14 protein-coding genes are annotated in these 12,231 nt (G+C 62.2%); 11 read left to right on the forward strand and 3 right to left on the reverse strand.

Annotated features, from left to right (window positions below):
• Window positions 1–372: 372 nt before the first annotated feature.
• The 7 genes from HJB89_RS29060 to HJB89_RS29090 all read left to right on the forward strand — a co-directional run bounded on the left by HJB89_RS29060 (window position 373) and on the right by HJB89_RS29090 (window position 6,812).
• Complete coding sequence (locus tag HJB89_RS29060) at window positions 373–651, forward strand: acyl carrier protein (protein WP_003540486.1); 279 nt, start codon at window positions 373–375, stop codon at window positions 649–651.
• Between the two features lie 117 nt (window positions 652–768).
• A complete protein-coding gene (locus tag HJB89_RS29065) occupies window positions 769–1,251 on the forward strand; it encodes a 3-hydroxyacyl-ACP dehydratase FabZ family protein (RefSeq protein ID WP_049731880.1) in 483 nt (160 codons plus the stop codon).
• Complete coding sequence (locus tag HJB89_RS29070) at window positions 1,248–2,453, forward strand: beta-ketoacyl-ACP synthase (RefSeq protein WP_221117166.1); 1,206 nt, start codon at window positions 1,248–1,250, stop codon at window positions 2,451–2,453. The genes HJB89_RS29065 and HJB89_RS29070 overlap by 4 nt, the downstream gene beginning before the upstream one ends.
• A 12-nt stretch (window positions 2,454–2,465) precedes the next feature.
• Complete coding sequence (locus tag HJB89_RS29075; protein WP_207580790.1) at window positions 2,466–3,752, forward strand: beta-ketoacyl-ACP synthase; 1,287 nt, start codon at window positions 2,466–2,468, stop codon at window positions 3,750–3,752.
• A gap of 57 nt (window positions 3,753–3,809) precedes the next feature.
• Window positions 3,810–4,838, forward strand: coding sequence for a zinc-binding dehydrogenase (locus HJB89_RS29080; RefSeq protein ID WP_207580789.1), 1,029 nt, complete (start codon window positions 3,810–3,812; stop codon window positions 4,836–4,838).
• Between the two features lie 7 nt (window positions 4,839–4,845).
• Window positions 4,846–5,781 carry a lipid A biosynthesis lauroyl acyltransferase gene (locus HJB89_RS29085; RefSeq protein ID WP_221141551.1) on the forward strand — a complete coding sequence of 312 codons (936 nt, stop codon included), beginning with the start codon at window positions 4,846–4,848 and terminating at the stop codon, window positions 5,779–5,781.
• Window positions 5,782–6,089: 308 nt separating this feature from the next.
• Window positions 6,090–6,812: a PAS domain-containing protein gene (locus HJB89_RS29090; protein ID WP_221150886.1), complete on the forward strand. Its 723-nt coding sequence runs from the start codon at window positions 6,090–6,092 to the stop codon at window positions 6,810–6,812.
• Window positions 6,813–6,953: 141 nt separating this feature from the next.
• Here the strand turns inward: HJB89_RS29090 and HJB89_RS29095 are convergent, their stop codons facing one another.
• The 3 genes from HJB89_RS29095 to HJB89_RS29105 form a co-directional block, all read right to left on the reverse strand.
• The gene (locus HJB89_RS29095; RefSeq protein ID WP_207580787.1) at window positions 6,954–7,313 is read right to left on the reverse strand and encodes a VOC family protein; all 360 of its coding nucleotides are present in this window, start codon (window positions 7,311–7,313) and stop codon (window positions 6,954–6,956) included.
• The gene (locus HJB89_RS29100) at window positions 7,314–7,712 is read right to left on the reverse strand and encodes an SRPBCC family protein (RefSeq protein ID WP_164012302.1); all 399 of its coding nucleotides are present in this window, start codon (window positions 7,710–7,712) and stop codon (window positions 7,314–7,316) included.
• Between the two features lie 70 nt (window positions 7,713–7,782).
• Complete coding sequence (locus HJB89_RS29105) at window positions 7,783–8,574, reverse strand: helix-turn-helix domain-containing protein (protein ID WP_221150863.1); 792 nt, start codon at window positions 8,572–8,574, stop codon at window positions 7,783–7,785.
• 205 nt (window positions 8,575–8,779) lie between these two features.
• Here HJB89_RS29105 and gndA point away from each other — a divergent pair, with 205 nt between their 5' ends.
• From gndA to HJB89_RS29125, 4 genes are all read left to right on the forward strand, one after another.
• The gene (gene gndA / locus HJB89_RS29110; protein ID WP_221150864.1) at window positions 8,780–10,231 is read left to right on the forward strand and encodes an NADP-dependent phosphogluconate dehydrogenase; all 1,452 of its coding nucleotides are present in this window, start codon (window positions 8,780–8,782) and stop codon (window positions 10,229–10,231) included.
• 219 nt (window positions 10,232–10,450) lie between these two features.
• The gene (locus HJB89_RS29115) at window positions 10,451–10,945 is read left to right on the forward strand and encodes a GNAT family N-acetyltransferase (RefSeq protein ID WP_221150887.1); all 495 of its coding nucleotides are present in this window, start codon (window positions 10,451–10,453) and stop codon (window positions 10,943–10,945) included.
• A gap of 52 nt (window positions 10,946–10,997) precedes the next feature.
• A complete protein-coding gene (locus tag HJB89_RS29120; RefSeq protein ID WP_221117164.1) occupies window positions 10,998–11,489 on the forward strand; it encodes a GNAT family N-acetyltransferase in 492 nt (163 codons plus the stop codon).
• A 96-nt stretch (window positions 11,490–11,585) separates the two neighbouring features.
• Window positions 11,586–12,203, forward strand: a complete 618-nt coding sequence (locus tag HJB89_RS29125) for a class I SAM-dependent methyltransferase (RefSeq protein WP_207580783.1) — start codon at window positions 11,586–11,588, stop codon at window positions 12,201–12,203.
• Window positions 12,204–12,231 lie beyond the last annotated feature (28 nt).

The following is a 12,231-nucleotide window of genomic DNA, read 5'->3' on the forward strand; positions in this document are numbered from 1 at the left end:
GAGACGATTACGCCGCGATTACTGGTTCGGCTATCCCGATTTCTTCCAGCGCGACTTGATGATTATCGATTTCGCCGGGATCGCGATTTGATCCAGATCAAAGTTTCGGTAGCCTGGCTCTCGTTGGAAGTACCCGCGCCGAGGCGCGCCGGTCCGTAGGCCTGATTCGGACGGCTTCTTTACTCTGCTCGAGCCGACGGGGTTTTCTGCAGCGGCATCGCCTCCCGCCTCGGGTGACGGCAAAGGCCGCTTCCATTGCTGTTTAGGCAACACCCAGCCGGCAAATTGCCGCCACGCCCGGATGAAAGCATTGGCTTTTGAAATGGATTTGCCTATGAGGGGTTTAAATCGTCATTTCATGAGGTACAGCGCGTGACCGCTACATTCGATAAAGTTGCCGACATTATTGCAGAAACCAGCGAGATCGATCGTGCGACGATCACGCCGGAGAGCCATACGATCGACGACCTCGGTATCGACAGCCTCGATTTCCTCGACATCGTCTTTGCGATCGACAAGGAATTCGGCATCAAGATCCCGCTCGAAAAGTGGACGCAGGAAGTCAATGAGGGCAAGGTTTCCACCGAAGAATATTTCGTGCTGAAGAACCTCTGCGCCAAGATCGACGAGCTCAAAGCCGCCAAGGCCTGAGCGACATATCAATCTTTTTTGACCGCCCTGCCGCCTTGAATATGGCGGCCGGGCGGTTTCGTTCCTAAGTAGGCGTCACCGGCGGGCGGATCTGGCCTGTCGGGCCGGAGGATCCGAATGCTGCTGGAATATTTCCAGATGATTGACCGCGTCGAAGCGGTGGACCTGAAGAAGGGCACGCTGAAGGCGCGATCCGTCGTGCCGGCCAAGAGCCCCGTATTTGAGGGCCACTTTCCTGGTATGCCGCTGGTTCCTGGCGTGCTCCTGATCGAAACCATGGCGCAGGCCTCCGGCATGCTGGTGCTTGCCGTGACCAATTTCGCCGCCATGCCCTTCCTGATGACGGTCGACGGGGCCAAGATGCGCACTTTCGTCGAACCGGAAGCCGTGCTCGACATCGAGGCGGTGCTCGAGCACGACGGTTCGGGTTTCGCCGTTACCAAGGCTAAAATCACCAGCGCCGGCAAGAAGGTCTGCGATGCGCAGCTGAAGCTTCGCACCATGCCGTTTTCCGAGGTGCCGCTCGGCGATATCGTGAAGAAACGTGCCGGCGAGATTGGGCTTCTCGAAGCGATCGCGGCGCAGGGAGTGATTGGATGAGCAAGGCTGCAAACGACGTCGTCATCTCTGGTATAGGCATCGTCACCTGTCAGGGCGTCGGCAAGGATGCGCATATCTCGCTGCTTTCGGCGGCAAGCGCGCCCAAGACGATCGTCGAGACCGAGAAGTTCAAGCCCTATCCGGTGCATCCGCTGCCCGAGATCGACTGGTCGCAGCAGATCGCTAAGCGCGGCGATCAGCGCCAGATGGAAAACTGGCAGCGCATCGGTGTCTTCGCCGCGGGCTTGGCACTAGACGATGCCGGTTTCAAGGACGATCTCGAGGCCTGCGGCGCGATGGATATGATCGTGGCGGCCGGCGGCGGCGAGCGCGATATCAATGTCGATACACTGATCGTCGACGAGGCCCTGAAGCGCAACGACCGCGAATTGCTGCTGAACGAGAAGCTGACGACGGAGTTGAGGCCGACGCTGTTCCTCGCCCAGCTTTCCAACCTGCTCGCCGGCAACATCTCGATTGTGCACAAGGTCACAGGCTCGTCGCGCACCTTCATGGGCGAGGAAGCGGCCGGAATCTCAGCCGTCGAGACTGCCTTCTATCGCATCAAATCAGGCGAATCCTCGCATGCGTTGGTCGGCGGCGCCTTCGCGGCGGAGCGGCCGGACATGATCCTGCTCACCGAAGCGATCGGCGCCCATGCGCGCGGCGACTGGGTGCCGCTCTGGTCGCGCAGACCCAGCGACGGCGGCGGCATGATCACCGGCTCGGCAGGCGCCTTCCTGGTGCTCGAATCGCGCCAGCATGCGGAAGCTCGCGGCGCGCATATCTATGCCGTGATCGACGCGGTCGAGGGCGACCGCGGCAACCGCAATGCCGGCAATCTCGAAGCCCGGCTGGAGCGGCTCCTGGCACCGGCCACGGGGCTTGCGACCGAAAGCACGGCGATCTTTTCCGGCTCGACCGGCATGCACGATCTTGCCGCCCGCGAGCGGGCGGTGCTCGAACATCAATTGCCCGACGTTGCGATCCGCGGCTTTAGTGGCGTCACCGGCCATACGATCGAGACGCAGTTCACGCTGGGTCTGGCGCTTGCGGCGCTTGCCGTCGACGGCAAGGCCAAGGTTCCGCCCTTCGACGCCGCCCATGAGGCGCCGATGCGGGCAGGCGCCACCGCCGCCGTCGTGACCGCGGTCGGGCACCAGCGCGGCGAGGGCGTCGCCGTTCTTTCCGCAAATGCGTGAGGAGTGAAAGATATGACAGCTTCCGCTTACAAGGATCACCTTGGCCGTCCGATCGTGGCCGTGACCGGCATGGGTATCATCACCTCGCTCGGTCAGGGCCTCAGCGACAACTGGGCAGCGCTTTCGTCAGGCACGTCGGGCATTCACGAGATCAACCGTTTTCCGACCGAGGGATTGTCGACGCGGATCGCCGGCACCGTCGATTTTATCGGCATCCCGGTACCAAATGCCGTCGAGCGCTCCTACGCTTTCGCCCGCGAAACGACGATCGAGGCGCTGGCCAATGCCGGCCTTTCCGGCGATTTCAACGGCCCGCTGTTCCTTGCCGCCCCGCCGATCGAACCGGAATGGAGCGCGCGTTTCGAGCTTGCCGACCGTTCGCCGGCCTCCGAGCATCCCGGTGATGCCTATGAGCGTTTCCTGACGGCGCTGCGTCAGCGCCCGGACCCGGCCTTCCATGAGGCAGCCCTGTTCGGCGCGATTTCCGAGCGCCTTGCCGACCGGTTCGGCACGCGCGGTCTTCCCGTCACGCTGTCGACCGCCTGCGCCTCCGGCGTCACGGCGATCCAACTCGGCATCGAGGCAATCCGCCAGGGCCGGACGACCCGAGCGCTGACGGTTGCAACCGACGGATCGCTGAGCGCCGAAGCGCTGATCCGCTTCTCGCTACTGTCGGCTCTTTCGACCCAGAACGACCCGCCGACCAAGGCCTCCAAGCCGTTCAGCAAGGATCGCGACGGTTTCGTCATCGCCGAAGGTGCAGCGACGCTGGTGCTGGAATCGCTGGAAGCGGCGGTCGCCCGTGGCGCCAAGGTGCTCGGCATCATGAAGGGCGCCGGCGACAAGGCCGACAGCTTTCACCGCACCCGGTCGTCGCCGGATGGCGGCCCGGCAATCGCGACGATCCGCGCGGCGCTTGCCGATGCCGGCATCGACGAGAGCGGCATCGGCTATATCAATGCCCATGGCACTTCGACGCCCGAGAATGACAAGATGGAATATGGGGCGATGTCGGCCGTCTTCGGCGAACGGATCGTCGGCATCCCGGTTTCGTCGAACAAGTCGATGATCGGTCATACGCTGACGGCGGCGGGTGCTGTCGAGGCGGTGTTCTCGCTGCAGACGATGCTGACCGGCACGTTGCCGCCGACGATCAACTATACCAATCCCGATCCGTCGATCGTTCTCGATGTCGTGCCGAACAAGAAGCGGCAAGCACAGGTTTCAGCCGTGCTTTCCAACTCCTTCGGCTTCGGCGGGCAGAATGCCAGCCTTGTCATGGCGCTCGAACCGGCTTAAGCGGTTCCCGACACATTTTTGAGACGAGATGACGCCGTCTAGGCGAGGGATTTTGCCATGCGCGCTTTGCAACTGATCGATGACCGCAAGCTTGAGATCACCGACCTGCCGGAACCGGACGCGCCTGCAGCCGGGGAGGTGACGCTGCGCGTCAAGGCGGTGGCACTCAACCATATCGATCTCTGGGGCTGGCGCGGCATGGCCTTCGCCAAGCGCAAGATGCCGCTGGTCATCGGTGCGGAGGCTTCCGGTGTCGTGGAATCGATCGGCCCGGGTGTCGCCAACGTGCTGCCCGGCCAGCTCGTCTCGATCTACGGCGCGCGCACCTGCGGCCTCTGCAGCCCATGCCGCGAAGGCCGCGACAATCTCTGCGAACATGTCTCCGGCGTGCACGGCTTCCATCTCGACGGCTTTGCGCAGGAGAAGGTCAACCTTCCCGCGCGCCTGCTGGTGCCGGCTCCTCCCGGCGTCGATGCGATCGGTGCAGCGCTTGCTCCCGTCACCTTCGGGACGGTCGAGCACATGCTGTTCGACAATGCCAAGCTCGAACCCGGCGAAACCATTCTCGTCCATGCCGGCGGCTCCGGCATCGGCACGGCGGCGATCCAGCTTGCCAAGAAGATCGGCTGCACCGTCATCACCACGGTCGGCTCGGACGACAAGATCGAAAAGGCCAGGGCGCTCGGCGCCGATCACGTCATCAACTATCGCACCGACCGTTTCGAAGGCGTGGTGCGCAAGCTCACCAAGAAGAAGGGCGTCGACGTCGTCTTCGAACATGTCGGCAAGGACACCTGGGCAGGCTCGATGCTCTGCATGAAGCGCGGTGGGCGCCTCGTCACTTGCGGCTCGACCTCGGGTGTTTCCACAGAGATGAACCTGATGATGCTGTTCCAGCAGCAATTGAAGCTCTTCGGCTCGTTCGGCTGCCGCATGGAGAACATGGCGAATGCGATGCAGAAGATGGGCCGCGGGCTCGTGCATCCCGTCATCGACACCGAGGTCAGCTTCAGCGATATCGACCGGGCGCTCGAGCGGATGGAATCGCGCCAGATCTTCGGCAAGATCATCCTGAAGATGGATTGAGCCCCAAGTGAAGCTGTTCATCACCCGGATCGTCCTGGCGCTCAGGCACTTCCAGCAGTGGCTGGTGGCGCAGGTGATGTTCGGCTTCCTGAATTTCCTGAAGCTGTTTCCGGCCGATGGCGCGATCCGCTTCGCCGACAGGACGATGCGCCGCCTCGGCCGGCTGACCAGCCGCCACAGACTGATGCTGACCAATCTGCGCAACGCCTTTCCTGAGAAGAGCGAGGCCGAGATCGAAGAGATCGCGCTGGCAAGCTGGGGCAATATGGGCCGGCTTGCGGCCGAATACGTCTTTCTCGACCAGCTGTTCGACTATGACCCCGAAAAACCGGAGCCGGGCAGAGTGGAGGTGTCGGGCATCCCGATCTTCCTCGATCTGCGTGACAATCCGCGCCCCTTCATCGTCTTTACCGGCCATACCGCCAATTTTGAGCTGCTGCCGGTGGCGGGCGCCGCCTTCGGACTTCATGTGACCGTGCTCTTCCGGCCGCCGAACAATCCCTATATCGCCAAGAAGGTCTTCGATTTCAGGAGCGCGCGCATGGGCAAGCTGGTGCCTTCGCATGCCGGCTCCTCCTTCGCGCTCGCCCGTCAGCTGGAAGCAGGCCAAGGCGTGGGCGTGCTCGTCGATCAGAAATTCCGCAAGGGGCTGAAGGGAATCTTCTTCGGGCGCGAGGTCAAGACCAATCCGCTGCTGCCGAAGCTGGTGCGCCAGTTCGACTGCGAGGTCTATCCGGCGCGTTGCATCCGTCTGCCCGGTAATCGCTATCGGCTGGAAATCGAGCCGCGGCTGGACATGCCGCGCGACGCCAGAGGCACTCTCGACCTGCCGGCGGCCGCCCAGCTGCTCAACGACAAGGTGGAAGGCTGGGTGCGGGAATACCCGGAGCAGTGGCTTTGGTATCACGACCGCTGGCAGATCAAGCAGACGCTCAGCTCCTAGACTTTCGGCATCATGCTGCAGAAACGTCCACCCTCATTTATGAGCGGTGAAAAGCGGCAGGTGCTCTCGGATTGAAACTGAGGGCACTTCATGTTACCCGTCACCACCAAGACGCGAATAATATTTACCGTAGGGCGAATTCTACAGCGCCGCGCGACTCTTGGACGCGCAAAGGACGCTGTAGTACTTTGAATTGCTGTTTACTTTATTTTTAAATCGATTCCGATTTAAGGATAGAATTATGCAGTGGAGATGATGCGCCGTGAGGTTTCGGACTCGTCTCTTGGGACAGTGGGATGGGAGGCGTTTTGCTGGAGCTTTTTCGAGCTTTTTCCTTGCGTTGCACGCAGATCGAGGATGCCATACGGGTGGGCGACGATCAGCGCGTCACGGCGCTCGACCGGCATGTCGAACCGCTGGTCGAGGCCATCCTCGCCCATCGGGCGGTCAATCTGCTCGAAGTCTACATGCAACTGCAGTTCGTGAGCCACTTGATTAGCCAGGACGCCGACGACAGCGCCAGCGTCACCGAGCACACGACGGTGCTTTCCTATCTGCTGGACCGCTATTTCGGCACACATGGCCCAGACTGGCGCGTGCCTTCGCCGCAGGACGTGCGTATCGAGCCGCCGGCAGCCTATGTGCCGGATACCGACAACGGTCAGTTTCTCAATGCTGCGATCCTCGAAACCCTGCCGGACCGCGTCGCGGTGCTGACACGGGATTACCGCTACCTCTATTCCAATCCAGCCAACTGCGCCGATCTCGACAAGAAGCCGATGGAACTCATCGGACGGCACCTTTCCGAATTCATCGGAGAGGAGCTGTTTGCCGCGTGCGCCAAATACAAGCTCGACGCCTGCTTTGCCGGTGAGCAGGTCGACTATGCCTATGAGTGCCCGGGCGGCGGTGCCGGATCGGGGCAGGTGCGCTGTCGCATGTCGCCGTTGCGCGATGCGGGTGGTACGGTGATCGGCGCGCTGCTCGTCATGGAGGATATCGATCGGCAGCGAGCAATTGGAACAGAATGATTTTAGGCCGGGTCGGCCTGAAATCTGAATCCTGTTCTAAATTAGAGAGTTGGAGCATGATGTCATAAGAAAACCGCGCACACTTTTCGGCATCATGCTCTATAGCTGATCAACTGGCTGCCCACGACCAGCCAGCCGCCTTCAGGCAGTCGCCCAGACGGCGAGTTCATACCCGTCGCGGTCGAGGAAGTGGAAGCGGCGGCCGCCGGGAAAATCAGTGATCGGCCGGACGATCGTGCCGCCGGCCCTCTCGACCGACGTCAGCACGTCTTCGAGATCCCTGGCATAGACGACAACAAGCGGGCCGCCCGGCCGCACGGGTCCGTAATCGGTGAAGCCGCCTTTCAGCCGGCCATCGTCGAATTCGCAGTAGTTCGGGCCGTAGTCGGTGAAACGCCAGCCGAAGGCCGAGCCGTAGAAGGCTTTGGCGGCGGCGATGTCGGCGACGTTGAATTCGACATAATCGATGCGGCGATCGTGGTTTTCTGACTTCTCTGCCATCTATCTCTCCATCAGGGCTTTAAGCATGGCGAGATCCTTCTCGACATGGGCGGCATCGGCTGAAAACTGCGCATCGGTCATGCCGGGCAGGCGCAACAGCGTAAACATGACCTCGCAGCCATCGCCGTTCGGCACGATGCGCAGCGCATTATAGACCCTGAGGCCAGATTCGATCGTCACCGTGTGGTCGATCACGCCGAATTCATTGGTGGGCACGAAGCTCACCTTGACGGTGCCCAGCGCGCCATGGGCAATCCAGTCGGCGCCGTTTGGCACGAGGCCGCTCGCAAGTCCGGAGGCCCAGAGCGGCATGTTCTCCGGCTTGCCGGCGAAATCATAGACGTCGCGCCAGTCGCGCTCGATCGATTGGTGGATGATTTTCGCAGGCATCGTCGACATGGCTTGCAGGTCCTTGGCATTTGGTCTGGCTGTAATAACAGGCCGATCCGCGGCGTCTTGAACAAAACGGTCAGTTTGGCCTTTTCGAGATGCTGAGCTGGCCGAGAACGACGGCGGGTGTCAGGCTAGAGAATTCGCCGACCTCGCGCGTCATGTGGGCCTGATCGGCAAAGCCCGCTTCGAGTGCGAGGCTGGCAAGCGGCATCGTGTCCGAGCTGCGGCAGAAGTCGAGGAAACGCTGGAATCGGCGGATCCGTTCCAGCGTCTTCGCGCCATAGCCGAAATGATGGTGGCAGCGGCGGCGTAACTGCCTTTCGCTCATGCCAAGCCGCCCAAACAGACCGGATGCCGGGCGACCGCTGTCGGCGGCGGTGAAGATAATGGCGGCATCCCGGGCAGGTTCGTCCTCATCGCGGATGGCCTCTTCCAGCAAGCGGCCAAACAGCGCCATGGCGACCGAAGGATCGCGACATTCGCCAAGCCGCGCCTCGAATTCGGCCGCGTCCTTCCGGCCGATGTCAGCAAGAGGCACCGAGCAGCCGACAAGCGCCGAAAGCGGCGTCTTCAACCACGGTGCCGCGGCGCCCGGCGCAAAACGTGCGCCGATGACCGTCGCGCCAGGCCGGAGGACGGGAAAGGCCGCTGTCCTGTCGGGACCGGCGACAACCAGCCGGCCATCGATCCAAAGGAGATCGCAATAACCGTCCGGCACGATCGCCACCATTGCCGGTGGTCCGTCATGGAACGCATGCGACCAGAGCCGGCTGAAATGGCGCCGCAGCGGCGGCGGTGGCGCACATTCGCGGTAGCGGCCGGCGCGGGCCGCGAGCAGAGCCGTATCTTTTCGTTTTTCCGAGACCAACGCGATATCTCCCGAAATGTGGATGATACCATCAGATAGGGCATCAAGGGCAGGGCGCGAGAAAACTTGGTTGCCGATGAGCCGGCGCAAGCGGTTGTCGGACAAGCCGGGATATTGCAAGCTTCATTTCATTGGCTTTTGCGAACCGATTAGACCCTTGCGAGACTTGCCGTTTGACCGAGACAGTGCCACAACACCGGTCCAAATGACACATCGGAGGTTTGTCGTGGAAAAGGCAGAAATTGGACTGATCGGTCTTGCGGTCATGGGCTCCAACCTGGCGCTCAACATCGCCGAGAAAGGCAATAAAATTGCGGTCTTCAACCGTACGCCTGAGAAAACCGACGAGTTCTACGAAAGCGCCGGCGATCTGAAAAAACAGATCATTCCGTGCAAGACCATCGAAGAGTTCGTCGATGCGATCCGGCCGCCGCGCCCGATCATCATCATGATCAAGGCGGGCGATCCCGTCGACCAACAGATGGAGTTGCTGCGCCCGCATCTGTCCAAGGGCGACATCATGATCGATGCCGGCAACGCCAATTTCCGCGACACCGTCGCCCGCTTCGACCGCTTGAAGAATACCGATCTGACCTTCATCGGCATGGGTGTTTCCGGCGGCGAGGAAGGTGCGCGCCACGGCCCGTCGATCATGGTCGGCGGCACGGAGGAATCCTGGACGCGCGTCGAGCAGGTGCTGACCTCGATCGCCGCCCGCTACAATGACGAGCCCTGTGTCGCCTGGCTCGGCAATGACGGCGCCGGCCATTTCGTCAAGACCATCCATAACGGTATCGAATACGCCGATATGCAGATGATCGCCGAAATCTACGGCATCCTGCGCGACGGCCTCGGCAAGACTGCCTCCGACATCTCCGGCATCTTCGGCGAGTGGAACAAGGGCCGCCTGAACTCCTACCTGATCGAGATTTCCGAGAAGGTGCTTGCCGCCACCGATCCGGTTTCCGGCGGGCCGATGGTCGACATGATCCTCGACAAGGCCGGTCAGAAGGGCACCGGCAAGTGGTCGGCAATCGAGGCGCAGAACATGGGCATTCCGGCGACGGCGATCGAAGCCGCAGTCGCTGCCCGCAGCCTCTCCTCGATGAAGTCGCAGCGCGAAGCCGCCGAAAAGATCTTCGGCAAGCAGGCGGTATCCTTCCCGATCGCTTACGGCCCCGAGCTCAACAAGGATCTGGAGCTGGCGCTGTTTGCCGCCAAGATCGGCGCCTATGCGCAGGGCTTCGCGGTAATGGCCGAAGCGTCGCGCGAGTTCAACTGGTCGCTGCCGATGCCGACGATTGCCAGGATCTGGCGCGCCGGCTGCATCATCCGCTCGCAGTTCCTCGATGAGATCACCTCGGCCTTCACCAAGGCGCCCGACGCAGCAAACCTGATCGTCACGCCGGCCTTCTCCAACATGGTCAAGGAATCGATCCCGGCGCTGCGCCGTGTCGTCACAGCTGCCATTTCGGCAGGCCTGCCGGTGCCGGCGCTGTCCTCGGCACTCACCTATTTCGACGCCTATCGCCAGGGCAGGGGAACCGCCAACCTCATCCAGGCCCAGCGCGATTTCTTCGGCGCCCACGGCTTCGACCGCCTGGATGGCAAGGATTTCCACCACGGCCCCTGGGGCAGCGGTGCCTCGACTTTCTAAGGTTTGCTGAGACGACATCAACGAAGAACCCGGCCGTCGCGCCGGGCTTTTTCGTGGTTTGAGCCGCTCCGGCGGCGAGCCGTCCGAAAGAGGCCGACGGCGGTGCTGAACCCGGAAGGGCAGGTCTTGGCGCAACTGCCGCTGGACGAACCCGGCTTGCTGGCCTTCGACTTTCCTTGCATAGAATCTGCGAGCGATCAGGATGAGGAATTGACCGAGATGCTTATCCGATATGAAACGCTGGCGGATATCGGTGCGATCCACGATCTGACATCGATTGCCTTTAAGTCGACGCCTTACCGCGACGGCACGGAGGCGGAGATTGTTCGGAGGCTTCGCGCGGCAGGCGATCTGACGATATCGCTGGTTGCTGAAGAAGAAGGCGAGATTCTGGGGCATGTCGCGTTTTCGCCGGTGACAATCGACGGTGGGCATGCGGGATGGTTCGGACTGGGCCCGATATCGGTCAAGCCGGAGAGACAGCGGCAGGGCATCGGCAAGGCGCTGATCGCCAGAGGACTGGAATTGCTGGAGGAGATGGCCGCCAGCGGGTGCGCGCTGATCGGCAATCCCGACATCTATAGCCGCGCCGGATTCAGCAGCGACGGGCAACTACGCTATCTCGATGTCGATAGGCGGCTGGTGCAGTGGATTGTCCTTCGCGGGCCGGCGCCGTGCGGGACGCTTCAATTTTCTGCGGCGTTTGAAGGCTAGCGGCTCCGCTCCAACTTCCAGCAGACGGCGACAACATGTCTAAACGGGCGTGATGATCATCCAGACCGAGCGTCTTAGGCTCCGCATGCCCGACAGGGACGATTTCGCCGCCTATGCGCGGCTGATGGCCTCGCCGCGATCGGTTGGAATGGGCGGGCCGTTTGATCTGCGCGCGGCCTGGGGAATGTTCTGTCACGACGTGGCGCTCTGGCAGCTTTTCGGGCACGGGGCGCTGATGATCGACGTTGCCGAGCCCGGCGAATGCGTCGGGCAGGTCGGGATCAATCATGGGCCGCTCTTTCCGGAAAGGGAACTGGGATGGTTCGTCTATGAGGGCTATGAGGGCAGAGGCTATGCGACCGAAGCGGCCCTGGCGTTACGGGACTGGGCCTTTGCAAGCCTGGGTCTGCCGTCGCTCGTCAGCTATATCGCTCCCGGCAATGCCGCTTCGATTGCCGTTACGGAGCGGCTGGGCGGGCGTCTCGATCTGACTGCACCCCGGACTGATCCCGCGGACCTCGTTTATCGTCATCTCGCGTCCTGAGAAAATGGTCATAGGAACGGCGCTTGGCGGCAGACGTCTCCGTTCTTACATGTTGATCGGTTAGCAAGCGGTGCCGCAAGACAATGGGGATGCCTGATGACGGAGACGAAGCGGGAGCACTGGGACGAGGTCTACCGCACCAAAGCTGCCGACAGCGTCAGCTGGTATCAGCCGACGCCCGAGCCTTCCTTGCGGGCGCTTGACGAGTTGCGGTTGCCGGTTTCGGCCTCGCTGATCGATGTGGGCGGCGGTGCATCGAGCCTTGTCGACCGGCTTGTCGAGCGCGGATGGTCCGATCTCACCGTTCTCGATATCGCCGCGCCGGCGCTCGACCTCGCCAAGGCACGGCTGGGGGACGAGACCGCCCGCGTCGCCTGGGTGATTGATGATGTCACCGCATGGAGACCGGAGCGCCAGTACGACGTGTGGCACGACCGCGCCGTCTTTCACTTCCTCACCGAGCCCGAGCAGCGGCTGGCTTATCGCCACGCGCTCGAAATCGGCACGGCGTCGGGCAGCGCCGTGATCATCGCCACCTTCGCACCGGACGGGCCGGAACGGTGCAGTGGTTTGCCGGTCCAACGTTACGACGCGGCCGCGCTTGCGGGTGAATTCTCGTCTGCCTTCGCGCCTCAGCGCGACTGGCGCGAGGAGCACACGACACCCGGCGGCCGCTGGCAGTCGTTCCAGTGGTGCGTCTTTCGCAGGCGCTGAGCTCTGACTGGCCTATAGCTGGCGTCCG

The sequence above is a fragment of the Rhizobium sp. NZLR8 genome (assembly GCF_019685025.1).
In the GTDB taxonomy this organism is placed as follows: Bacteria; Pseudomonadota; Alphaproteobacteria; order Rhizobiales; family Rhizobiaceae; genus Rhizobium.